At 66.4% G+C, this 23219-nt stretch carries 25 protein-coding genes and 1 pseudogene; 14 read left to right on the plus strand and 12 right to left on the minus strand.

What is annotated here, in order from left to right; genetic code table 11:
- The 5 genes and pseudogenes from HMPREF3159_RS08715 to HMPREF3159_RS17085 form a co-directional block, all read right to left on the minus strand.
- Positions 1-535 (minus strand): annotated as a pseudogene (locus HMPREF3159_RS08715) (histidine kinase); the annotation flags it as partial.
- 2 nt (positions 536-537) lie between these two features.
- Complete coding sequence (gene kdpC, locus HMPREF3159_RS08720; RefSeq protein ID WP_070500673.1) at positions 538-1152, minus strand: potassium-transporting ATPase subunit KdpC; 615 nt, start codon at positions 1150-1152, stop codon at positions 538-540.
- 18 nt (positions 1153-1170) lie between these two features.
- Positions 1171-3360 carry a potassium-transporting ATPase subunit KdpB gene (gene kdpB, locus HMPREF3159_RS08725; protein ID WP_070500674.1) on the minus strand — a complete coding sequence of 730 codons (2190 nt, stop codon included), beginning with the start codon at positions 3358-3360 and terminating at the stop codon, positions 1171-1173.
- A gap of 2 nt (positions 3361-3362) precedes the next feature.
- Positions 3363-5033: a potassium-transporting ATPase subunit KdpA gene (gene kdpA / locus HMPREF3159_RS08730; protein ID WP_070500675.1), complete on the minus strand. Its 1671-nt coding sequence runs from the start codon at positions 5031-5033 to the stop codon at positions 3363-3365.
- The gene (locus tag HMPREF3159_RS17085; RefSeq protein ID WP_070500676.1) at positions 5033-5122 is read right to left on the minus strand and encodes a potassium-transporting ATPase subunit F; all 90 of its coding nucleotides are present in this window, start codon (positions 5120-5122) and stop codon (positions 5033-5035) included. The genes kdpA and HMPREF3159_RS17085 overlap by 1 nt, the downstream gene beginning before the upstream one ends.
- A 356-nt stretch (positions 5123-5478) precedes the next feature.
- On the opposite strand from HMPREF3159_RS17085, the gene HMPREF3159_RS17875 reads away from it, so the two are divergent.
- The 5 genes from HMPREF3159_RS17875 (at position 5479) to HMPREF3159_RS08760 (ending at position 9707) form a co-directional block, all read left to right on the plus strand.
- Entirely contained in the window at positions 5479-5766 is a 288-nt protein-coding gene (locus HMPREF3159_RS17875) for a leucine zipper domain-containing protein (protein ID WP_246821578.1), read from the plus strand.
- Positions 5767-6220: 454 nt separating this feature from the next.
- Positions 6221-6820 carry a recombinase family protein gene (locus HMPREF3159_RS08745; RefSeq protein WP_070500692.1) on the plus strand — a complete coding sequence of 200 codons (600 nt, stop codon included), beginning with the start codon at positions 6221-6223 and terminating at the stop codon, positions 6818-6820.
- A 1-nt stretch (position 6821) separates the two neighbouring features.
- On the plus strand, positions 6822-8213 hold the full coding sequence (locus HMPREF3159_RS08750) for a Mu transposase C-terminal domain-containing protein (RefSeq protein ID WP_083305882.1): 1392 nt from the start codon (positions 6822-6824) through the stop codon (positions 8211-8213).
- Complete coding sequence (locus HMPREF3159_RS08755) at positions 8214-8966, plus strand: AAA family ATPase (RefSeq protein ID WP_070500678.1); 753 nt, start codon at positions 8214-8216, stop codon at positions 8964-8966.
- 111 nt (positions 8967-9077) lie between these two features.
- Positions 9078-9707, plus strand: a complete 630-nt coding sequence (locus tag HMPREF3159_RS08760) for a recombinase family protein (protein WP_070500679.1) — start codon at positions 9078-9080, stop codon at positions 9705-9707.
- A 51-nt stretch (positions 9708-9758) separates the two neighbouring features.
- Here the strand turns inward: HMPREF3159_RS08760 and HMPREF3159_RS08765 are convergent, their stop codons facing one another.
- From HMPREF3159_RS08765 to HMPREF3159_RS18070, 3 genes are all read right to left on the minus strand, one after another.
- Complete coding sequence (locus HMPREF3159_RS08765; protein ID WP_070500680.1) at positions 9759-10670, minus strand: hypothetical protein; 912 nt, start codon at positions 10668-10670, stop codon at positions 9759-9761.
- Positions 10671-10825: 155 nt separating this feature from the next.
- Positions 10826-11242 carry a hypothetical protein gene (locus tag HMPREF3159_RS08770; protein ID WP_070500681.1) on the minus strand — a complete coding sequence of 139 codons (417 nt, stop codon included), beginning with the start codon at positions 11240-11242 and terminating at the stop codon, positions 10826-10828.
- Between the two features lie 930 nt (positions 11243-12172).
- The gene (locus tag HMPREF3159_RS18070; protein ID WP_256374519.1) at positions 12173-12304 is read right to left on the minus strand and encodes a hypothetical protein; all 132 of its coding nucleotides are present in this window, start codon (positions 12302-12304) and stop codon (positions 12173-12175) included.
- A 380-nt stretch (positions 12305-12684) separates the two neighbouring features.
- Here HMPREF3159_RS18070 and HMPREF3159_RS17090 point away from each other — a divergent pair, with 380 nt between their 5' ends.
- From HMPREF3159_RS17090 to HMPREF3159_RS08785, 4 genes are all read left to right on the plus strand, one after another.
- Positions 12685-13395: a hypothetical protein gene (locus tag HMPREF3159_RS17090; protein WP_141748147.1), complete on the plus strand. Its 711-nt coding sequence runs from the start codon at positions 12685-12687 to the stop codon at positions 13393-13395.
- Between the two features lie 378 nt (positions 13396-13773).
- Positions 13774-14256 carry a helix-turn-helix domain-containing protein gene (locus HMPREF3159_RS08775; protein ID WP_168165402.1) on the plus strand — a complete coding sequence of 161 codons (483 nt, stop codon included), beginning with the start codon at positions 13774-13776 and terminating at the stop codon, positions 14254-14256.
- Between the two features lie 6 nt (positions 14257-14262).
- Positions 14263-14817, plus strand: coding sequence for a PIN domain-containing protein (locus HMPREF3159_RS08780; protein ID WP_070500683.1), 555 nt, complete (start codon positions 14263-14265; stop codon positions 14815-14817).
- Between the two features lie 127 nt (positions 14818-14944).
- Positions 14945-15919, plus strand: a complete 975-nt coding sequence (locus HMPREF3159_RS08785; protein ID WP_070500684.1) for a tyrosine-type recombinase/integrase — start codon at positions 14945-14947, stop codon at positions 15917-15919.
- Positions 15920-15994: 75 nt separating this feature from the next.
- Here HMPREF3159_RS08785 and HMPREF3159_RS08790 read toward each other — a convergent pair whose 3' ends face one another.
- The 3 genes from HMPREF3159_RS08790 to nrdI all read right to left on the minus strand — a co-directional run bounded on the left by HMPREF3159_RS08790 (position 15995) and on the right by nrdI (position 18143).
- On the minus strand, positions 15995-16321 hold the full coding sequence (locus HMPREF3159_RS08790) for a histone-like nucleoid-structuring protein Lsr2 (RefSeq protein WP_070500685.1): 327 nt from the start codon (positions 16319-16321) through the stop codon (positions 15995-15997).
- A 305-nt stretch (positions 16322-16626) separates the two neighbouring features.
- Positions 16627-17637 (minus strand): class 1b ribonucleoside-diphosphate reductase subunit beta, encoded by a 1011-nt coding sequence (nrdF, locus tag HMPREF3159_RS08795; RefSeq protein ID WP_083305883.1) that lies wholly within the window; start codon positions 17635-17637, stop codon positions 16627-16629.
- Positions 17634-18143, minus strand: coding sequence for a class Ib ribonucleoside-diphosphate reductase assembly flavoprotein NrdI (gene nrdI / locus HMPREF3159_RS08800; protein ID WP_070500686.1), 510 nt, complete (start codon positions 18141-18143; stop codon positions 17634-17636). The genes nrdF and nrdI overlap by 4 nt, the downstream gene beginning before the upstream one ends.
- Positions 18144-18355: 212 nt before the next feature.
- Between nrdI and HMPREF3159_RS08805 the strand changes: the two genes are divergently transcribed.
- The 3 genes from HMPREF3159_RS08805 to HMPREF3159_RS08815 are packed head-to-tail and all read left to right on the plus strand — an operon-like array spanning position 18356 to position 20927.
- The gene (locus HMPREF3159_RS08805) at positions 18356-19288 is read left to right on the plus strand and encodes a metal ABC transporter substrate-binding protein (protein WP_083305884.1); all 933 of its coding nucleotides are present in this window, start codon (positions 18356-18358) and stop codon (positions 19286-19288) included.
- Positions 19285-20028, plus strand: a complete 744-nt coding sequence (locus tag HMPREF3159_RS08810; RefSeq protein ID WP_070500688.1) for a metal ABC transporter ATP-binding protein — start codon at positions 19285-19287, stop codon at positions 20026-20028. Before HMPREF3159_RS08805 ends, HMPREF3159_RS08810 begins: the two co-directional genes overlap by 4 nt.
- Complete coding sequence (locus tag HMPREF3159_RS08815) at positions 20025-20927, plus strand: metal ABC transporter permease (protein ID WP_070500689.1); 903 nt, start codon at positions 20025-20027, stop codon at positions 20925-20927. Before HMPREF3159_RS08810 ends, HMPREF3159_RS08815 begins: the two co-directional genes overlap by 4 nt.
- Here the strand turns inward: HMPREF3159_RS08815 and HMPREF3159_RS08820 are convergent.
- On the minus strand, positions 20903-21583 hold the full coding sequence (locus HMPREF3159_RS08820; protein ID WP_070500690.1) for a metal-dependent transcriptional regulator: 681 nt from the start codon (positions 21581-21583) through the stop codon (positions 20903-20905). The genes HMPREF3159_RS08815 and HMPREF3159_RS08820 overlap by 25 nt on opposite strands.
- Before the next feature lie 199 nt (positions 21584-21782).
- Here HMPREF3159_RS08820 and HMPREF3159_RS08825 point away from each other — a divergent pair, with 199 nt between their 5' ends.
- Entirely contained in the window at positions 21783-22445 is a 663-nt protein-coding gene (locus tag HMPREF3159_RS08825) for an SOS response-associated peptidase (RefSeq protein ID WP_246821579.1), read from the plus strand.
- A 45-nt stretch (positions 22446-22490) separates the two neighbouring features.
- On the plus strand, positions 22491-22898 hold the full coding sequence (locus tag HMPREF3159_RS08830) for a hypothetical protein (protein WP_070500691.1): 408 nt from the start codon (positions 22491-22493) through the stop codon (positions 22896-22898).
- The last annotated feature ends 321 nt before the right edge of the window (positions 22899-23219 follow it).

Here is a 23219-nt window from a genome sequence, read left to right on the forward strand (position 1 = left end):
AGACCAGGCCGCTGCGGAGCCGGTCCCGCAGCGCCTGCGGCGCCAGGTCGATCACCTCGATCTGATCGGCCCGGCGCAGGAACCCGTCGGGGACGGTCTCGCGCTGCGGCACCCCGGTGATCTGCTCGACCACGTCGTGGAGGGACTCGATGTGCTGGATGTTCACCGTGGAGATCACGTCGATCCCGGCGGCGAGCAGATCCTCCACGTCCTGCCAGCGCTTGGCGTGGGCGGCGCCGGGGGCATTGGTGTGGGCGAGCTCGTCGACGAGCGCGACGTCGGGTGCGCGCTCGAGCACGGCCTCGAGATCCATCTCCTCGAGAGTCACCCCGCGGTGCTCGTGCCGGCGCAGCGGCAGCCTGGCCAGTCCCTCGACGCGCCGCGCCGTGTCCGCGCGACGGTGGGCCTCCACGACGGCAATCACCACGTCCCGGCCCTCGGCGGCGAGGCGGTGGCCCTCCTCGAGCATGGTGCAGGTCTTGCCGACGCCGGGAGCGGCCCCCAGCAGCACCCGGAGCCGCCCCCGTGCCGTCATCCTCAGTCCTCCAGTTCGTCCAGCGCCAGGTTGAGCGAGGCGACGTTCACCGTCGGCTCGCCGAGGTAGCCCAGATCGCGGCCCTGGGAGTATTCAGCCACGAGGTCCTCCACCCGGTCCAGCGGCAGATCGCGAGCCTCGGCGACCCGCGCCGTCTGGAGCGCGGCGTACTCGGGGCTGATGTGGGGGTCCAGTCCCGAGGCCGAGGCAGTCAGGGCGTCGGCCGGGACGTCCTCCTCGGGCACGCCGTTGAAGGCGGCGATCTCGGTGCGGCGCTCGCTGATCGCGGCGATCAGCTCGGGGTTCTCCGGCCCGTGGTTCGTGCCGGAGGAGGAGCGGCCGTCGTAGCCGTCGCCGGCCGCGGAGGGACGGGACTGGAAGTACTCGGCCAGCGGTTCGCCGTCCTTGTCCAGGAAGGACTGGCCGATCAGGGTCGAGCCCACGATCTGCCCGTCGCCGTCGCGCAGAGGTGAGCCGTCGGCACGGGCGGGCATCAGCAGCTGCCCGATTCCGGTGACGAGCAGGGTGTACCCCAGACCCAGCACGAGCGTGCACAGGAGCAGGGTCCGCACGGAGACGGAGAGGGTGCGCAGACTGCTGCGGAGGGTGGTGTTCACAGGTGTTCCTCTCAGGGGTCAGAAGCCGGGGATGAGCCGGATCAGCAGGTCGATGAGCCAGATGCCAACGAAGGGCGTCACAATCCCGCCGATCCCGTAGACCGCGAGGTTGCGTCCGAGGATCTTCGAGGCGATCATCGGTCGGTACGCGACGCCCCGCAGGGCCAGCGGCACCAGGGCGATGATCACGATCGCGTTGAAGATCACCGCGGACAGCACGGCCGAGGCGGGCGAGCTAAGCCCCATGACGTTCAGCGCGGAGAGCCCGGGGAAGACGCCCATGAAGATCGCGGGAATGATCGCGAAGTACTTCGCGATGTCGTTCGCGATCGAGAACGTGGTCAGCGCACCGCGCGTGATGAGCAGCTGCTTCCCGATCGCGACGATGTCGATGAGCTTGGTCGGGTCGGAGTCGAGGTCGACCATGTTGCCGGCCTCCTTCGCGGCGGAGGTGCCGGTGTTCATCGCGACGCCGACGTCGGCCTGGGCGAGGGCCGGTGCATCGTTCGTGCCGTCTCCGGTCATCGCGACGAGTCGCCCGCCCTCCTGCTCCGCACGGATGTACTCGAGCTTCTGCTCGGGCGTGGCCTCGGCGAGGAAGTCATCGACCCCCGCCTCCTTCGCGATCGCCGCGGCGGTCAGCGGGTTGTCGCCGGTGACCATCACGGTCCGGATGCCCATGGCGCGCAGCTCGGCGAAGCGGGCGGAAAGTCCTTCCTTGACGACGTCCTTGAGGTGGATGACGCCGAGCACGGCCCCGTCCCCGGTCCCGGCAACGCGGGCCACGACCAGCGGAGTGCCGCCCGAGGACGACATGCGCTCGACGTGCTCCTCGAGCGTCGCCCGGTCGGTCGCCGAGGGCAGGGCCCCCTCGGACTCGAGCCAGGCGAGGATCGCGGAGCCCGCTCCCTTGCGGAGACGGACGCCGCCCGGCAGGTCCAGGCCCGACATGCGGGACTGAGCGGTGAAGGGCACGACCTCGCCCCGCGGCGCGGTGCCGACGTCGACGCCCCGTTCCCGAGCGAGCTCGAGAACGGAGCTGCCCTCGGGCGTGGGGTCGGCGAGGGAGGACAGCGCAGCCGCCTCCACGAGCTCCTGCATCCCCGCGTCACCGACGCGGACGAAGTCCGTCGCCCGTCGGTTGCCGTAGGTGATGGTGCCGGTCTTGTCCAGCAGCAGGGTGGTCACGTCGCCCGCCGCCTCCACCGCGCGCCCGGACATGGCCAGGACGTTCCGCTGGACGAGCCGGTCCATCCCCGCGATGCCGATCGCGGAGAGCAGGGCGCCGATGGTGGTGGGGATCAGACAGACCAGCAGCGCCACGAGCACCGTGATCGAGGCGGGGCTCGCCGGGTAGGAGGCGATGGGATTGAGCGTGAGGGCGACCGTGACGAACACGATCGACAGGGACGCAAGCAGGATGTTCAGCGCGATCTCGTTGGGGGTGCGCTGCCGGGCGGCCCCCTCAACCAGAGCGATCATCCGATCCACGAAGGTCTGGCCCGGCGTCGAGGTGATGCGTACGACGATCCGGTCGGACAGCACCCGCGTGCCGCCGGTGACGGCGGACCGGTCCCCTCCGGACTCGCGGATCACCGGCGCGGACTCGCCGGTGATCGCGGACTCGTCGATGCTCGCGATGCCCCAGACGATGTCGCCGTCACCGGGCACGAGATCACCCGCCGTCACCACGACGACATCTCCCTTCTTGAGATCCGCGGAGGAGACTTCCTCGAGGTCCGCGGTCTCCGCCGAAGCGTCAGCGGTGGCGTCGTACTCGGCCACCACGTGCGCGGGAGTATCGGTGCGCGTGCGGCGCAGGGTTGCGGCCTGGGCCTTGCCGCGCCCTTCCGCGACCGACTCGGCCAGGTTCGCGAAGAGCACGGTGAGCCACAGCCAGACGGCGATCACCGCGGAGAAGATCGGCGGCACTGCAGTGCCGCCGGAGGGGGCGGGCCCGTTGCCGAGCAGCTCGACGACGGTCATCACGCTGGTCAGCGCCGCACCGACCCACACGATCAGCATGACGGGGTTGCGCCACTGGGCGCGGGGGCTCATCCGGCGCAGCGCGCCCGGCAGGGCGGCGCGGAGCTGCGCGAGGGCGAGGGTGCGGCGCGGCGCAGGGGGCTGCGCCGGCGACGACGAGGTCGTCGGCCCATTGGACGGGTCGGAGTGTTCGGAGTGGATGGTCTTGTCGATGGTCGACATGGTCACAACAGCCCTTCAGCGAGAGGACCCAGGGTGAGGACGGGGAAGAAGACGAGGGCGGTCACGAGCAGTGCCGTGCCGACTGTGAGGCCCACGAACAGCGGGCGGTGGGTGGGCAGGGTCCCGGAGGTCGCCGGGATCCGGTCCTGCGCGGCGAACGAGCCGGCCAGAGCCAGCACCAGCGCGATCGGGAGGAACCTGCCCAGCAGCATCGCCACGCCGATCGCGATGGTCAGCCACGGCGTGCTGGCGGTGAGCCCCGCGAAGGCGGAGCCGTTGTTGTTCGCCCCCGAGGCGAAGGCGTAGAGCACCTCGGACAGGCCGTGCGAGCCGGTGTTGGTCAGCGAGACGTTCTCGATGCTGGCGCGCAGCGCGGGGATCCCGAAGCTGAGAGCGACCCCGCCGAGCACCAGCAGCGGCATGACCAGGATGTAGAGGCTCGCGAGCTTCATCTCCCGGGGACCGATCTTCTTCCCGAGGTACTCGGGGGTGCGGCCGACGAGAAGGCCCGCCACGAACACGGCGATGATCGCGATGACGAGCATTCCGTACAGCCCGGCTCCCACACCGCCCGGCGCGATCTCGCCCAGGAGCATGTTCACCATCGGCACCATGCCGCCCAGCGCCGTGTACGAGTCGTGCATCGAGTTCACGGAGCCGGTCGAGGTGAGCGTCGTCGTTGCGGCGTACAGCACGGACTGGGGCAGCCCGAACCGGGTCTCCTTGCCCTCCATCGCGGCGCCGGCGAGCTCCGGGGCGGTGCCCTGCCCGGCGAACTCGAAGGCGGTCAGCGCGGTCACCGAGGCGAGGTAGAACACGCCCATCGTCGCGGCGATCGCGTAGCCCTGACGGTGATCGCCGACCATCTTCCCGAAGGTCCTCGGGAGGGAGAAGGGGATCAGCAGGATGAGGAAGACCTGGAGCAGACTGGTCCAGCCGGTCGGGTTCTCGAAGGGGTGGGAGGCGTTGGCGTTATAGAAGCCGCCGCCGTTGGTACCGAGCTCCTTGATCGCCTCCTGAGAAGCGACGGGACCGCCGGGGAGCGTCTGCGTCCCGCCGGCCACGGTGGTTACGTCAACGTAGCCCTGGAAGTTCTGCACCACGCCGCCGACCATCAGGACGGTCGCACTGAGGATCGAGATCGGCAGCAGCACCAGAAAGGTGCCGCGTAGAAGATCGACCCAGAAGTTGCCGAGCGTGCCTGTCCTGCGCCGGGCCAGCCCTCGCACCAGTGCGACCGCGACGGCGATGCCGGTGGCGGCCGAGACGAAGTTCTGAACGGCGAGGCCGGCGAACTGCACCGTGTAGGAGAGGTCCTCGCCGGAGTACGCCTGCCAGTTGGTGTTGGTGACAAAGGAAATCGCGGTGTTAAACGCGACCCCCGGGTTGATCGGCTCATTGCCCAAGGAATAGGGCAGCAGGGACTGGAGGCGCAGGAGACCGAACAGCGCCAGGACGCCCACTAGCGAGAACAGCAGCACGGACCGCAGGTAAGCGGGCCAGGACTGCTCCCGAGAAGCGTCGACGCCGAGGACGGTGAACAGACGCGCCTCCAGCCGTGAGGAGACGGGGGTGGTGAACACCCATGCCATGTAGTCGCCCATGGGGCGGTAGACGACCGCGAGAGCGACGACGAGTGTGAGGACGCTTGCAATGAGATAGAGCCAGTCCATCAGAAACGCTCCGGTGCAAGCAGGGCGATGAACAGGTACACGACTGCGGCGAGACCGAGGAGGAGGGCGAGGATCTCGAGCACGATCACAGCTTCTCCACCCCCCGCGCGATGAGGGCGACGACCGCGAACAGGGCGATCACGCCGGCTACGGAGAGGACGTCGAGCACAGCAGGACTCCGTTCGGAGGAGGGGCGACCGCCGTCCGGCGGTCGCGTGCCGAGGTGCGGCACGGTTCCCGAGCACACACCCTCCGCCGCACCAGGGCGAGTGTCCTCACGGAATCCATACGGACCTTGAGCCGATCCTCATGGATTGCTCACGCCGGCCGTCTACCCTCGGAGGCTCTGGTCACAGCTCTTGCTCAGCATGAGGCACCCCGTGTCCCGTTCCGACTCCCCTTGCTTCGAACCGAATGTGGTCTTTCGGTCTAGATGTTGCGGGTCATGACGACGCTTGGAAGGCAGCGCGCGGTCGCCCAGGTGCTTGAGCGGAATCGTCTGGTCGCGCACGTCGCCGCGGAGTTCCGCATCGCCCGCGCCACGCTCTCGAAGGGTGTCTGGCGCTACCGCGACCTCGGCGGGGTCGGCTTTGAGGACCGCTCCTTCGCCCCCGCGCACCGCCCTGGCCACCTGGAGGGATGGGTGGTGGAGCTGATCGAGCGCTGGCGGCGGACGATGAAGTGGTCTGCTCGTCGGATCACCCGCGAGCTCGCTGACGGCAAAGGGAGCTAATGCTGCGTGCGGACCGTGACCCGCTGGCTGGACCGCCTGGGCCTGAACCGGATCCGCGAAATCATCCCCGACGGGGAGAACCTGTGCCGGTAGGGGCCGATCACCACCCGCTATCCCGGGTGCATGATCCACGTGGACGTGGAGAAAGTCGGGACGGTCCCCGAGGGTGGTGGCCAAAAGGTCCAAGGTCGCGACAGCCACCTCGGGCGAGCGTCGAAGCGGGGGAAGGGCCGGCGGGTCGGCTAAACCTACCTCCATTCGGTGGTTGACGGCTTATCGCGCCGACCCAAAGATTGCGGCTCATCTACTTACAGCTTTACGAGACATGCGACCGAGCCGCGGTGGGCTCGTCTCGAACTGGGCCGATAGCGGCGCAGAGCGTCTCGTGAAGTCGTCGCACCGCGTTTCGTCTCAGATCTTCCGGAGCAGCGAGTTTGTGAGGCATCATGTGGTGATGAGGCTTCTGGGGTACACGCGGGTGTCGACGACGGGGCAGGATCCGGCGCTGCAGCTCGATGCTCTCCTTGCCGCCGGGGTGCAGAAGCGGGATGTGTTCTCGGATGTGACGTCCGGGGCGAAGAGTGCAGCGGAGCGTCCGGGCATGAAGAAGCTCCTGGCCTACGCCGAGCCTGAGGACACAGTGGTGGTCTGGCGGATCGACCGACTGGGGCGGTCGCTGATTGATGTGCTCAACACCGTGAACCTGCTCCGGGACCGCGGGGTAAAGATCCAGTCGGTCTCCGACGGGATCGATCCCGAGACTTCGTCGGGCCGGCTCATGCTCGGGATGCTGGCAACGCTGGCGGAATACGAACGAGAGCTGATCACCGAGCGCGTCAACGCGGGAATCGCCGCGGCCCGCGCGCAGGGCACCAAGTTCGGACGGCCGCCCGTGAATCCCGAGGTCGTGGATCGCAAGCTCGCGATCGCCGCCGAAGAGAGAGCGAAGGGCCGCACTGCCGAGGAGGCGGCGCGCCTGGTGGGGTGGTCACGGGCGACGCTCTACCGCCACCAGCGAAACGCCGCCGCTCGCGAGAGCATCGCGCAGGCGTGACATGGACGGGTCGCAGAAGTGGAAGATCCTGCGGCTCCACGTCGAAGACGGCATCCCCCTGGCGAGCCTTGCACGCGAGACCGGCATAGGAGAGCGAACGCTCTCGCGCTGGCACAGCCGCTACCGAGCCGGTGGCGTCTCGTTTCTCGAACGATCGCAGCGCGCCGACGCCGGAACTCGGCGCACAGCGCCAGAGCTGGTGGCCTTCGTGGAGCACCTGGCCCTGACCAAGCCCCGCCCGAGCATCGCGACATTGCATCGCCTGACCGCAGTCGAGGCCGCACGAAGAGGCGTGAGTATGCCGAGCTACGCGACGGTGCGGTCGATCGTGCAAGCACTAGATCCCGGGATGGTGACGCTCGCGCTCGAGGGGCCAGCGTCTTACCGGGACCGCCACGAGCTCGTCTTCCGTCACCGCGCAGAGCGGCCCAATGCCCTGTGGCAGGTCGACCACACCGAGCTCGACATCCTCATCAAGGACCCCAGCGAGAGACCGTCCAGACCCTGGCTGACCACGGTCATGGACGACTACTCACGGGCGATCTGCGGATACATGGTCTTCGAGGGCGCACCCTCGGCGATGAACACCGCGCTGGCGCTGCGCCAAGCGATCTGGCCCAAGAGCGATCCCGCCTGGCCGATGTGCGGCATCCCGGACGTCCTCTACGTCGACCACGGCAGCGACTTCACCAGCCATCACCTCGAGTACACCGCGATCGCCTTGAAGATCCGCATCATCCACTCCACGGTCGCCCGCCCCCAGGGCAGAGGGAAGATCGAGCGGTTCTTCCACACCGTCAACACCGAGGTGCTCGCGACCCTGCCCGGGCACCTCACCCCGGGACACCGGCGCCCCGTGCCGGTGCTGGACCTTCCTGGTCTCGACCGGGCCGTCGGGGAGTTCGTCGGCCAGTACAACCAGCGCACGCACACCGCGATCCGCACGAGCCCGAAGGCGGCCTGGATCGCAGAGGGATGGCTGCCACGACTACCCGAGAGTCTCGAGGAGCTCGACGGGCTCCTTCTGCAGGTCTCCAAGCACCGCACCGTCCAGCGCGACGGAATCCACTTCCAAGGCCAGCGCTACCTCTCGCCCACGCTCGCCTCGTTCGTCGGACGCACGGTCACCATCCGCTACGACCCCCGCGACCTGTCCGAGATCCGGGTCTACGACCACGACACCTTCGTCTGCACAGCGATCGACGAGGCCCACCCGAACCAGCGCTACAGCCTCCACGACATCGAAACCGCCCGACGAGCCCGCCGCCGGCAGCTGCGCAAGGACATCAACGACCGCATCCCCACGACTCCACGACCCCACAACGACCCGCCCACGCCCCCGCCGGCACGCCGGCCCAGGAAGCGCCTGAAGACCTACGAAGAGGACGAGTAGATGAACCGCGACTTCATCGTCACCAAGGAACACCGCCGCTTCATCGAGTTCGCCGGCGCCATCCGCAAGGACGTCACCATCGGCATCTGCCACGGCGAGGCCGGCGTCGGTAAGACGCAGTCCGCACGCCGGTACGCGCACTGGGACACCCTCGAACCCTTCATTCAAGCCTGGGGGCCGCGCAGCGAGGCCGACCTGAAGCACTACGCCGCCGCCCATCGCTCCCGCACTGTGTTCTACACCCCCGAGGTCCTCGCCAAGCACCGCGATCTCATGCGCGATATCGAGTTCTACCGCGGCAAGGTCGGAGTGTTGATCTACGAGCACCTCTGCGCGATCGGGAAGATCACGACCACCGACGTGCCCCGCACGATCGACTTCACCGAACTGATCATCATCGACGAGGCCGAACGACTCACCCCGACCTCGCTCGAGCTCCTCCGAGACCTCCACGACCGCCACCACGTCGCCCTCATGTTCATCGGCATGCCCGGCATCGACCAACGCTTCCGCCACTACCCCCAGCTCTACAGCCGCCTCGGGTTCTCCCACCGCTACCGCTCCCTTGCCCGCGAAGAGCTGCTGTTCGTCCTGACCCGCCACTGGAAGCGCCTCGGCCGCACTCTCGACCCAGAAGACTTCACCGACGCCCAGGCCATCGCCTCGATCGAACGCGTCCTGAAGATCAACCAACTCGACACCATCACCGACGACGTCATCGAAGCAGCCGCCAGCACCCTCATCACCAACTAACGCCACATACCCCCACCTGAACCCCGCCGGGCACCGATCAACTCCACATCGCCGCTGTTCCACAAGGTCCATTCCCGCGTTTTGGGACATGTCTCGGCTAGGGTCCAAGACATGAATGGAACACATCGGGCCCCGGGGCAGCGCGTTGCGTACCTCCGGGTGTCGTCGGCCGGCCAGAACCTCGCGCGGCAGCTAGAGGCGGTGGGGGAGTGCGACCAGACCTTCACCGAGAGGCAGTCCGGGAAGAGTGCGACCGACCGGCCGCAGCTGCAGGCGCTCATCCGGCACGTCCGCCGCGGCGACCACGTCGTCGTTGCGTCCATGGACCGGCTCGCCCGTTCGGTCATCGACCTCAACGACATCGTCCAGCAGATCACCGGCGACCCCGCCGAGCACACCGAGCAGCACCCCCGGAAGGGAGCGAGCGTTGAGTTCCTCAAGGAGCGACTCGCCTTCGAGCCGGGGCACTCGGACCCGATGGCCGCGTTCCAGCTGAACATGATGGGCGCCTTCGCGCAGTTCGAGCGCGAGCTCATCCGCCAGCGCCAGGCCGAGGGTATCGCCGCCGCGAAGAAGCGCGGCGTCTACAAGGGCCGGCCGCGCAGCCTCGACAGCGACCAGATCCGAGCCATCCGCAACGCCACCCTCGCCGACATCCCCAAAGCCCAAATTGCGCGAGAGTATGGCATCAGCCGTTCAACGCTGTATCGCTACCTTGATCAGCCGACCCCCTCCCTGTGAGCGCCCGGGCAAACTGCGGGGAGTTGCGACACTGCAACTCCCCGCAGTCGGTCACGCGGCGTCAGAGGCTTCGCTCGGATCTTCCTTCGATGCGACGAAAGCCTCGAAAGCCTCGATGAGGTCTTCCTCGTTCTCGATCGCCCTCAACGTCCAACTCAGGTTGGTCGCACGTCCCTCGCGCAGATCATCTCGCTTCCGCAAGACCTTCTTCGGAGTCCTCAGAAGCTTCCCGTTCGAGTCGATCACTGCCTGCTCTAGCTGGGCGTACGACAGTACGGTCGTGCCGTAGAACCTACGCGCAGACATCAGCAGATACCGCCTCGCCCATCCGTCGGGGACGAGGAGGAGAGCCTTGCCGTCAGCGATTGGCAGCGTCACCTTGCGGGTCTGCCACGACAGGCTGTCGCGGTCCCACACCTGCCTGTCAAACGTTCCGACCTTGTGATGATCGGCCTGGAACTCCGGGTAGGACTGCAGCATCGAGGCGGTGAAGTCCGCCAGGACCGAGAAGATGATGCGCGTTGTGGTGTCGGACGTGATATCTCGATCGACCCCCTCAACGAACAGGGGGAGGTGTTCGAGGTGGCGAAGGGCCCCGATCTGGACCACGGCTTCAGCGTCACCGTTCAGAACGTCCCAAATCCAGGTCCCTACAACCTCGCCACCTCCATGCCCGTGGAAGCCCTCCTTAGCCATGCCGAGACGGGTCTCCCACGGCTCCGTGAACTGCTTGAGCAGCTGGTGGCCCCTCGTGAGCGACTCAGGGGTGCCGTCGATGATGCTCTGCGTGACTTCGTGCAGGAACGTGTCGATACACGTCACAGCGTCCCGTGCGTACGGATCCAGGTACTGGTGGCGCCGGATCGCATGAGGATCGACGTACAACCTGTTGTCGCTCGAGATCTCGACGTCCAGGAATGGGACGGGACCGGTGATCCCGTAGTACTCCTTGATGGTGGGCATGTGCCCTCCTTTCGGTAGGAGGGCCCTGGAAGCAGGAGCGGACGCTCCTTGCGAACTTCTGTACGCTGTTACAGCGACCTACACAGTTGCTGTCAGCGCCTTCGGGCCCTGTGCATCGGCCCCAACCCATTGCCGTGGGTTGGGGCCGAAGTTCTCTATGCGAGGGGAAGCTGCTGCTCAGGAGCCTCCCCGCCGGACTTGGCGCGGCGATTGCCGCGCACCTCGGTTGAGGGTCCGTTGAAGTCGATGCAGAGCATTCCATCCTCCTCAAACGGCTCGTACCTCCGGCTCACCGACGTGTCGATGCCGTAGTTCTGCATGAACGCCGTCGCGGACAGCAGGGTCTGGCCCGACCGGCTCGGCTCACGAAGCTCATAGGTGCGAGGCGACGGATCCGCAGGACGTAGCGCCATCACGCGCCGCGCAGGGTCGAACAGGAGCTCCACCACCTTCGCGCCACCGATCAGCTTGTGTGCCGGAGCGTTGATCGAAACGATCCCCTTCCGCTGCACAGTCACGCTCGGGGCGCCCCTCATAGGCGCACTCCGCTTGTCGAAGACCTCGAACGACATCTCTCACCCTCCCTTCCCTGCCTGAGTAACGAGTGCAACCGGCGAGTGACCGCCGGGCGATGCTTCGAACTCAGGCCTCGCAGCATCCACCACCCCAGTATAGCGGATACTGGATCTCCTTGCACATACTTGAAGGCGGCACGAAACTCCCTAAATTTGCAGCATCGCCTCGAGCCTCCTTCATCTACTCAACGGGTGGTCGGCCGAGCTGTTCGAAGCAGTCGATGACTACCGGTGGCGGTGCCGACGACTGCGTCCTCTCGTAGAATCGCTCGAGGTGGAGAGCGCACGCCCCGGGTCGGCGACAGTGGGTAGTACGGGAAGTCGCTGAGGCTTGTCGGTGCTCGCCCCTACTGCGGACGCACTGCGCCATGTCTCCCGGGGGAGAGGGCAGGCGAAGATCAGAAGTGGTGCATCATGCATATCGCGATCGTTCCGTCCTCCGGCAGCGCTGCCGCGCGTCCGTTCGAAGTAGAGGGTGACCCGGCGATGGCCTTCGTCGGAGTCGCTGGAGTTGTACTTGGCGTACCGCATGCCGAGCAGCCGGTGGAACGCGTTGCCTACCGTCGGGTTCTTTGGTGCCTGCGGGACGAGCAGGGGGAGCCCTTGGGAGCGCTGCAGAGTCTGGAAGGTCAGGCCGCTGTTGTCGGTGTGGGAGGGCATGCCCTCGGCGCGGTGCCGTATCCCGAAGAAGCCTCGGTGCGTCTCCTCTAGGTACTCCTGCTGGTCGCGGTATGACCTCACCTGCTGAGTATCTCCCTCGCGCGCGCCTTCTCGAGCACGGAATGTTGCAAAGCGCAGATGAGGCGCTACATCGTGGCTGATCCTCGATTTTCCTGCAGTGCTGTGCTGAAGTGCGGGTGCTTCACCGTTCCGGTGGGCGCTTGGCCGTTCTGCAGCACGGCCGAGCGCCCAGTGGTGACCCTTGCGTCACGCGATGCAGAGGTGGATGAGCAGCGTGAGCGCCAGGTATATCGCCCGCATGGTGCGGGGGTCGAGGTGCAACTCGACGGTCGTTGCTGTGGTGACCTTGTTGGTGACGGCATCGATGCGCAGTTTCATGGAACTTCCTCCTCTCTGGACGTGGGACCCTTGGCGCCGTCCCGTCCCGGGAGCTCGTGATGCGCTGATGGTCGATCTGTGGGTGTGAATCCACGATCGCCTGCCACGGAGCACTAGGTCAACGAGCTAAACAGCCCCTGTTTCAGCGGGCTAAGAGACCATGTCCATGCGCACTGGAAGCACAGCTATGACATGCTTGAGAGCCCCGGATCTAGCGGGATGAGGGGAAGGGGAGTGGCGGTGCGACATATTTATAGAAGGACTCTGTACCCCACTGCATGCCTCCGCATCACAGTGCACGACTGGCTAGTCCGCTCATACCGCCACCAATACTAAGAGAATGTGAGCTGCCGATGGTGTCCAGGCCCGCTGAAGCAGTGATGCAGCAACTGAGATCGGCGGCCAAGAGGTCCGGCCGAGCATCGGTTGCGCTGCCGCGAGAGTTCGCGCGCGACACCGAGAACCCTGAACCGGAACCTCCTCTGGTGCGGATCCTGCGGGGGAAGGGGGAGACGAGGCTGAAGGTCTACCTCACGACCCTAATGGCGGCGACTCGAGCTCCTCACGCGACACAGAACAGTGCTTACACGCTGGCGACCACACTGGGCCTTGGTGAGAGCAGGGGCGCTCGTCGCCGAATCGACGAGGCGTACAAGGGGCTCGTCGACCTGAATCTGGTCGCGCGGGAGCTCAACCCAGGAGCAATCGCCACCACCACGGTTCTGCACTGGTCAGGGAAGGGAGAGCAGTGGGAGATTCCGACGCCGGCATCGCCCTACATCTCCTTGCCCATTGAGCTCTGGAGGAACGGTTGGATTGTTGCGCTCTCAGGACGTGCAATCGCGATGCTCATCGTCCTGCGCGAGCTGACGAACGGCAGGTCGGGTGACTCTGCCTGGGCGGACGGGACGAGGAAGGCCGAGTATGGCCTCTCTGCTGACACCTGGACGCGAGGATGCGCGGAACTTGAATCTGCTGGACTGTTAACCATGTCGACAGTTGTCGCATCGTCCCATGGGCTGAGAAGGAGGCGGAAGTCCTACACGCTTCACATCGACAACCTCAAGGTATTTGAGCCAGGCCAGCACTGATCGGCCAGATCGATGACTGCTCCTAGGGCGCGTCTCCAGGGGCTGGTTGAGGCCGACTGGACGCGGGGGTGCGTCAGCGCGGTCCACTCTCGACGTTCTGGGAGCCGCACGCCCTAGTGCGCATAGTAGAAGTTATGCGCACTAAGGCGCTGTAGTGAGCGGAGATCGATCCCCAAGCAGCTTCGAGACTCGGGCCTGCCCGAGCGAGCATCCCCGTAGCGGGGCATCGCACGAGGGCTCGACTGTGGCTCGAAGTAGCTGCAGGTGAGCCAGCGTTGACGGGGCCTCTCGTGCCGCCGAGCGTGACCCCGCAGCCACCGACTGATAGGCTTTCGTTTATTGCGATTGAAGGGATCGGTGGCGGCGATGAGTACAGCGATGCACGATGCAGGGTCCGAGACCTACGTCGCACCGAACGACGAGGACTCGCGCGGGAAGATCCTCGACCTCGTCGCCGCGCTGCACGACCGTGGCGTGGAGCCGGCGAGCTCAACAGCTCTACTGACGCCCGACGGTAAGCGGCACGAGCTACCCCCGGAGCTAGCACGCGTCCTCCACGACGTTGCGCGGGCGCTTCTGGACGGGCGCGGAGTCACGATTACTCCACGCCACCAGCTGCTCACCACGCAGGAGGCTGCCGACATGCTCAACATCTCGCGACCCACGCTCGTCAAGTTGCTTGAGCGTGGCGACCTGCCCTTCGAAATGCGTGGAGCCCACCGGCGCGTACGTCTCGATGACCTGCTCACATACGAGCAGAGCCTTCGGCATGCACGCTCCGGAGAGCTCCATCGGATGCAGGAAGTGAGCCAGGAAGCGGGCCTGTATGACCTCGACGGCGAGCCCCCGGTCCGGCGCTGAGCGCTCGTGTTCACCGTGGTCCTGGACGCCTGCGTCCTCATCCCCCCGACCCTCAGCGACCTAGTGCTCCGTATCGCTGAAACCGGCGTGTACGACGTGCGCTGGTCTGCAGAGATCCTCGATGAAGTCCAGCGCCACCTGGGAGAGCGTGGGATACCGGCCGGCAGCGTCCGCTCTCGCGTCGAGGCGATGCGCCACGCCTTCCCCTTCGCCGAGGTCGAAGCGTACGAGCACCTCATACCTGTCCTACGAAACGACCCCAAAGACCGTCACGTGCTGGCGGTGGCGATTCAATCGCGCACCGAGACCATCGTGACCTTCAACGAGCGAGATTTTCCCGCTGACGCGCTTGCCCCCTGGGACGTTAGCGTGCTGGGAGTCGACGACTTCCTCAGCAGTCAACTCGACCTTGCGCCGGGGCCCGTCTTAGCCGCTCTCCACCAGCTGCAGATGAGCTACCGGCGGCCGCCGGTTCCCATGCAAGACATCCTTGGCCGCCTCGAGCGATCCGGCGTCCCACAGTTCACGCTGGACCTACGCCGACGCCTCAACACTCACTAGCAGCCGCTGCTGCCTCGTGCGTAACGACGAGGGAGGTTAAACCGCCCCTGATGCCCATAATCAAGGTTATGCGCACTAGGCGGGGTGTCGTCGCTGTGGAGCGTCGGCCACGGCCTAGCGTTATGGGATGAGCGAACTCTTCGTCGATGCGGCACGGGACTGGATCGCGGAACGCCGCGCCGTCGGGCGCACCATCAGTGCCGAGACGGCTAAGGCCTACCGCGCCGACCTCGCCTCCTGGCAGCGCTATCTCGGTGCCCAGACGGGCACTCCCGTGACGGTGCAGGACCTGTCGGGGCCGGTCATCAAGGCGGCGCTGGCGGAGATGAACAACGCAGGGCTCGCGCCGGCTACCCGTCGGCGGTTGCTTACCACGCTGCGTGGGCTATGCCGCTACCTGGTCCTCGAGTCACGCCTGCCCGGTGACCCCACGGCAGCGATCCAAGCCCCTCGTGCCCCCGGGCGTCTGCCGGTGGCCTTCACTGATGGTCAGATCTCCGACCTTCTGGAGACTGCTCGTGCGGAAGATCCGCAGGCGCGGCCCGCGGCGCCGCTGCTGGACGTGGCGATCGTGGTGATCCTGGCGGCCGGCGGATTGCGGGCCAGCGAAGCCGCCGATCTGCGACTCCTCGACTACCGGCCTGGCGAGGAGCCCTCACTGCGCGTGATCGGGAAGGGACGCAAGGCCCGTACGGTGCCGCTAGACCAAGGTGTCGCTGAGCAAATCGACACGTACCTGCCTTGGCGCGCAATGCACGCCGTAGACGAGGGCGACTCAAGTCCCCTGCTCGTGCGTCCGGATGGGCGCGCGTTGACACGTGACACGATCTCGTATCGCGTGAACCGGCTCTACGCGCGAGCTGGCATCGTCAAGCCAGAGGGCGAAGCAGCACACGCCCTGCGCCACACCTACGCTGTCTCGATGGTCGACGTTGGCGTCCCCGTCTCGGAGATCCAGCAGCTGCTGGGCCACGAGAGCATTGGCACCACCGGCATCTACCTCAAGGCCTCCGCCTCGCACCTCAGGGCCGCCTCCTCGGCGCCGTCCGCCGCCCGCCTGCTTGCCAGCAAGCCAGGACAGCAGCACGCCACGGAGGTCTAATGAGCGGATGCTCCGCGCTGATCGCCGTCCGCAGTTGGTCCCCTGTCGGCGCCCGGACGGCCCATCGTGGCGTCGTCAGCGCGCGGCGTTATACGCGTCGATCACGTTCTGAGCGATGCGTCCGCGATCACTGACCTCGTGCCCGTTCTCGCGCGCCCACTTACGGATCCGTGCGGTCCGCTCGCGATCGCCAGCTGAAGTGCGGCGTGTGCCAGTGGTGCGGCGTCCACCGACGCGGCGGCCGCTGGAAGTCCAGGTCTTGAGCTGCTCACGCAGCTGCGCGGCGTGGGAGTCGTTCAGATCGATCTCGTAGGCCACCCCATCGATCGCGAAGGACACCGTCTGGGTGGCATCGCTTCCGTCGATATCGTCGGTGAGAATTACCTGAGTTTTGCGCGCCATGATCGACCCTCCGGGTTCGTGTTCGTGAACTTGCTGGACAGTACAGCAGGAGTTCCTGATTACGTGGCTGCGATCCCGGGTGGCGAGTACGCTCAGCGCCACCAATGACGGAAGAGGCACCTCATGTGCGGAAGATTCGTTCTTCAACTCGATCTGAGTGCGAGTGGTCAGACGCGCCGTTGCGGCAGACCTGCGGACAGGTTCAGGTCTGCCGCAGCACGGTCTGCGCTGGGTGCTTGCCCCGGGTCGTAGCGATCCGGGGCAAGCACGGTAGCGCTTCGCGCCCGACAGGTGAGTCTGCGTGTCTAGAAGTCCCAGTCGTCGTCGTTGGTGTGCTCGGCCTTACCGATGATGTACGACGATCCGCTTCCGCTGAAGAAGTCGTGGTTCTCGTCGGCGCTGGGGGCGAGGGCGGCGAGGATCTCTGGGCTGACTGACGTCTCGTCGGCGGTGAACCGTGCCGGGTAGCCGAGGTTCATGAGGGATTTGTTCGCGTTGTAGCGCACGAAGGCGGCGACGTCGCCCATCAGGCCGAGGGGTTCGTAGAGCTCGCCGGAGTAGTCGAGCTCGAGGTCGTAGAGCTCTTCGAGCAGGGTGTACGTAAACTCCTTCATCTCGTCGCGGCGGTTGGGGTAAGCCTCGAGGCCGCGCTGGTACTTGTACCCCGAGTAGTAGCCGTGCACGGCCTTGTCGCGCAGGATGAGTCGGATCATGTCGGCGGTGTTGGTCAGGGTGGCGTGCACGGAGAAGTGCAGCGGCAGGTAGAAGCCGGCGTAGAGCAGAAGGCTGGAGAGCAGGGTGGAGGACACCTTCCGCTTTAACGGGTCGGGCCCGTAGTAGTGCTGGAGCACCTTCTTGCATCGCTCCTGCAACAGGTCGTTGCCGATCGCCCAGCGGTAGGCCTCATCGATCTCTCGGGTACTGGTCAGGGTCGAGAACACCGAGGAGTACGAGCGGGCGTGGACGGACTGCATGAAGGCGATGTTGGTGTAGACGGCTTCCTCGTGCTCGGTGCGGGCGTCCTGGATCTGGCAGATCTCCCCGACGGTGGCCTGCACGGTGTCGAGCATGGTGAGGCCGGTGAAGACTCGCATGGTGAGGGTTCGTTCATGGGGCGCGAGTGCTTGCCAGGCCTGGTGGTCGTTGGACAGGGGCACCTTCTCGGGCAGCCAGAAGTTCGCGGTCAAGCGGTTCCAGATCTCGAGGTCCTTCTCGTCGCTCACACGGTTCCAGTTGATCGGACGCAGCGGTGCGCTGGGGTCGTGTCGGTATGCCGGAGGGGTGATGGAGCCTTCTGCGGCTGTTGTGGCGGTCATGCTGTTCTCCTCTGTTCGTTGTTCTTGTCGTTCGTCGTCGCGGTTCGTGCCCAGAAGAGGTCGAGCCCTTCGTTCACGCGCTCGATGTCGCGCTGGGTGCCAAGGAGCTCGAAGCGATAGAGCTCCGGGACGCCGCACTTTCGGGAGATGACGGGCCCGGCGAGGCAGTAGTGCTCGCCGAAGTTGGTGTTGCCTGCGGTGATGACCCCGCGCAGCAGAGCACGATTGGCGGGATCGTTGAGGAAGGCGATGACCTGCTTCGGCACGGCCCCGGCCTGCTCGCCGCCGCCGTAGGTGGGGACCACCAGAACAAAGGGGCGGCACACGCGGATCATGCCCTCGACGCGGGGTCGGAGCGGGATCCGTACCGCAGGCCGTCCCAGCCTCTCCACGAAGCGCAGCGTGTTCTCGGAGACGCTGGAGAAGAACACGAGATCTACTGACTCCTGTGGCGTCAGGTCACGTGTTCCGAGTCCCCGTGCTGCGCGCTCGATGCCTGCCGTCATCGATCCCTCCTTCGTCGTCGTCACACTCGACCCGACTTCGAACTACTAGATGTTGGGCCCGCCCCTCACTGAGGTGCCACATGTAGTGGTATCAAGTCCAGCGACCGTCAAGCGTACGCCACGCCGGGTTTGTAACTTCGACATGACGAACCTTAGGATCTGAGGGTCCGGAAGTGGCCACGCCTGTGGTCGTGAGTGAAGAGAGGTCACCGATGCACGTGCGAGGGCGATGGAAGGCTGCGCTCGGCGCAGTCGTTGCGAGTGCGGCACTGGTGCTCACCGGTTGCTCCGGTGGAGCCGGGCAGGATGCTGCCGACGCTGGGAAGCCGGTGGTGTTGACGACGTTCACCGTGTTGGAGGACATCGCCCAGAACGTCGGTGGCGACCATCTCGTGGTCGAGTCGATCACGAAGCCGGGCGCGGAGATCCACGGGTACGAACCGACGCCGGGAGACATCCGGAAGGCGTCGGATGCCGACCTGATCCTGGACAACGGCTTGAACTTGGAGGTGTGGTTCGGCCAGTTCGTCGAGGAAGTCGATGTGCCCCATGTCGTGGTCTCGGAGGGGATCGATCCCATCGACATCGCAGGGGATGCTTACGCGGGCAAGCCCAACCCGCACGCCTGGATGAGCCCGAAGAACGTGCAGGTGTACGTCGACAACATGGTCACGGCGTTCAGCGATCTCGACCCGGCGCACGCTGAGGACTACGAGAGGAACGGGGAGACCTACAAGCAGCAGCTCCAGCAGGTGCAGGATGACCTGACGGGCGAGCTCGAAGGTCTCCCGACCAGCCAGAGAGCGCTGGTGACCTGCGAGGGCGCGTTCTCCTACCTCGCCCGGGATGCTGGGCTGACCGAGAAGTACATCTGGCCCGTCAACGCCGAGCAGCAGGCCACTCCGCAGCAGATCACGTCCGCGATCGAGTTCGTCGAGGAGAACGAGGTCCCGGCCGTGTTCTGCGAGTCGACGGTCTCCGACGACCCCATGCAGCAGGTCGTGGGCGCTACGGATGCACGCTTCGGGGGAACGCTGTATGTGGACTCGCTCTCCGAGGAAGGCGGCCCGGTGCCCACATACCTGGATCTGATCCGCCACGATGCGGACACCATCACTGCGGGACTCACCGGAGAGGACTCATGACGACAGCGGCAATCGATGTCGAAGGGGTCACCGTGCGCTACGGCGATGTGCTCGCCCTCGACGACGTGTCCGTCACGGTGCGGGCGGGCGCGGTGACGGGGCTGATCGGCATGAACGGGTCCGGGAAGTCCACCTTGTTCAAGGCGATCACCGGCATGGTTCGTCCCGACGCAGGCAGCGTCCTGCTGAATGGGACGCGGCCGGCGCAGGCCAGGCAACGAGGGCTCGTCGGCTACGTTCCGCAGAGCGAGGACGTCGACTGGGCTTTCCCCGTCTCCGTCCGAGACGTCGTGATGATGGGAAGGTACGGCCACCAGGGCCCCACGCGCCGTGTTCGGCCTGCTGACCGCATCGCTGTAGACGAAGCCTTGGAGAGGGTGGAGCTCACGGAGTACGCCGATCGGCAGATCGGCCAGCTCTCCGGCGGGCAGAAGAAGCGCGCCTTCGTCGCCCGCGGTATCGCCCAGGACGCGTGGATCATGCTGCTGGATGAGCCCTTCGCCGGCGTGGACAAGCGCAGTGAGGCCACCATCGTCGACCTTCTTCGCGCGCTCGCTGACGACGGCCGCACCGTCCTGGTGTCCACTCACGACCTCCATGCTCTGCCGCAGCTGGCCGACGACGCCGTACTGCTGCTGCGAAGCATCCTCTTCCACGGCCCAGTGAAAGAGGCCCTCACGCCCGAGAGGCTCGCTCTCGCCTTCGGTCTGGACGTTCTGCGGCAGGAGGGAGCCGCATGAGCCCGCTCGACTGGGTCCTCGAGCCGCTCTCCTACGACTTCATGACCCGTGCGCTCGTCACGACCGTGATAGCCGCAGTGGTGTGCGCGCTGCTGTCGTGCTGGCTGGTGCTCATCGGGTGGTCGCTCATGGGGGATGCCGTCTCTCACGCCGTTCTCCCCGGAGTCGTCATCGCTTACATCCTCGGTGTCCCGTTCGCCATCGGTGCGGTCGTGTTCGGATTCCTGGCGGTCGGCATGATCGGGCTCGTCCGTGGGACGAGCCGCGTGAAGGAGGATGCCGCCATCGGCATCGTCTTCACCACTCTCTTCGCCCTGGGGCTGGTCCTGATCTCGGTCACACCCAGCCAGACCGACCTCAACCACATCATCTTCGGCAACATCCTCGGCGTCTCCCGCGCAGACCTCGCCCAGATCGCGATCCTGGCAACCGTGGCTCTTATCGCCCTGGTGTTCAAACGTCGCGACCTCACGCTCTATGCCTTCGACCCGACACACGCCCACGCCATCGGCCTGTCTCCCCGCTTCCTCGGCGCGCTGTTGCTGGGTCTTCTGGCGCTGACCGCAGTTGCCGCTCTCCAGGTCGTGGGAGTGGTGCTCGTCGTCGCGATGCTCATCATCCCCGGAGCGACGGCCTACCTACTCACCGACCGCTTTGGGCGGATGCTCGTGATCGCGCCGGTCCTCTCGTCACTCTGTTCCGTGGTCGGGATCTACATCAGCTACTGGGTCGACGCCTCGCCCGGCGGCCTCGTCGTCCTCACCCAGGGATGCGCCTTCGCACTCGTCTACCTCATCAGTCCGAAGCACGGTCTGCTCAGCAAGAAGGTCGGAGCTCGCCGGTATCGGCGCGAGATGGCGCACGGGCGTGAGGATCAGGTCGGATCCGCCGAGACGTAGAGGGCATCTGTCGCAGAGCGCCCCAGTAACGTTGGAGAGCCCGATTCTCCAGAACGAACTTCCAGCGCATCGGAGAACGGGGCTCCCGCCCCGACCACAAGCGTGGCCCCGACTCCGATGCCCTGGGACTCGAAAAACTGCAGCATCGACGGGTCCGTGTCCGAGATCCGCTCGACCACGAACCTGCCCTCCACTCCGACATCGGTGAGACGCCGCGCATCAGGAAGGGTCACCGTCCCGTCTGCTGCAGGGATCGGATCGCCGTGCGGATCGCGCTGAGGGCGGCCCAGCACGTCATCGATCCTCTCCACCATGAAGTCCGAGACGGCGTGCTCGAGACTCTCGGCTTCCTCGTGGACCTCGTCCCACCGGTACCCGAGGGTCTCCACCAGAAACGTCTCGATCAAGCGATGCCGCCGCACCATCACCAGCGCGTACGAACGACCGACCTCCGTCAACTCGACCGAGCCATACCTCGCGTGGGACAGCAGACCCTGCTCAGTCAGCTTCCGCACCGCGTCCGAAGCGGACGACAGAGCAACGCCAGCTCGCTGCGCGATGAGCTTCAACGTGACCGGCTCGTCACTCCACTCGGACAACCCCCATATCGCCTTTAGATAGTTCTGGGCGCTCGCAGACAGCTCATCGACGGACATGGCACGACGATAGCCTCGAAGCTTCAACTTCGCTATCTACAACTCAAAGCTTCGGAGCCCCAGGGACTCACGTAGTAGGCATCGACCATGAGGTGCGCCCCGGGCCCGCGCCTCATCCGGCACTGGCGCAGAACCCTGAGAACAATGCTCAGCCGAATGGATCTCTCCCCCGGCAATGGAGATGGGCTGCTGCACCGCTATGCGGCCACAGGCCAGGACCCGTGCGGCGCAGTGGGAGGCCGTCTACAGCATCGCCCCACGCACCGAAGCGCCGGTGGTGCGCGAATACCTCGACGACGACGGTGAGGTGCAGCGCAGCCTCGAGCTCGCGCGTTGGGGGCTGCACCCCGCGTGGGCGAAGGACAAGGGTCCCCGCCCGATCAACGCGCGCCTGGAGACGGTCGCGACTAACGGCATGTTCCGCGGACCGTTCTCGATTGGCCGCGCCGTCGTGCCGATGACCGGCTACTTCGAGTGGGTCGAGGCTGATGACGGCGGCAAGGACCCGTTCTTCATCCACCACCCCGACGGTGAGCTGCTGCACGCCGCCGGTCTCACCGCCGCTCGCAAGGCTGAGGAAGGTGACGGCTGGGACGTCACCTTCACCGTCGTCACGCGCGAGGCGCGGGACGCCGGCGGCGAGGTCCATGACCGCATGCCGGTTTTCCTCTCCGAGGATGCCGTCGCCGACTGGCTCGCCCCGGGGAAGCTCGAGCCCGAGCAGAAGGACCCTCTGCTGGCGCAGCTCGACCAGGTCTCTACCGCCATGGCCGCCGAGCTGGTGACCGTGCCGGTGGACCGCCAGGTCAACAACGTCCGCACCCTCGACCGCACGGATCCCTCACCGCTCGACGCCGACTGAGCCCGCCGGCGCCGGGCTGTCCGGGCCAGAGCGCACACTGAGCCCATGCGCGCCCAGCCCTTCACGCCCTATCCCCCTCGGCCCTCCGGCCGGTCGGACGAGATGCGCGCGAGGTACCCGCGGTACTACGCGCAGAGGGACCTGCTCGGCGCGGCCGAGTCGGTCATCGCCGGCTACCACCGCGCTGTCGTCGGCGGCACCCCGGTGTCCATGACCCACAGCTGGCGGGACCCCGATCTTCCCGACGAGTCCGTCCAGGTCAGCATCGGTGACGAGCGGCTGCTCCTCACCGTCGAGGAGTGGCTGGACCGCATCGAGGTCGCCGAGTCCTACGTGATGTCCTGGGTCTCCGCCCGGGTCCACCTCGAGGGCGCCAAGCACGGCACCGACCGCGGCAGCGGGGAGCCGTACTGGCACGAGGCGGTACGCCGCGCGAACCCTGGGCGCCGCTGAGGCGACACCGGGGTCGCCTGGCGCGCGTGGCACCTCCGGTGCCGAGCGCCGCGGGGTCGCGCGACGGCAGAACGCCGCCTGGCGCTGCAGTCGAGTGCTGGTGCTGCGGGTCGGGGTGCGTGGCTGGCTCGGGTCCTGGACGCTTCGACGAGAGCGGTGGGCGGGTCGCCGTTGATCACCGTGACCCCATCTCGGCTCCGCTGGGGGTGCTGGACCGGGGGATCTTGACGCACTGGTGGGGGCGGGGCAAGCCCGGCTCGCTGCGCTCGGCCGACGGTCCCCGACAAGTTCCCGACGCGGTCGCAAGCTCCCTTGTTTCGC

This window comes from Brachybacterium sp. HMSC06H03 (assembly GCF_001807385.1).
In the GTDB taxonomy this organism is placed as follows: Bacteria; Actinomycetota; Actinomycetes; order Actinomycetales; family Dermabacteraceae; genus Brachybacterium; species Brachybacterium conglomeratum.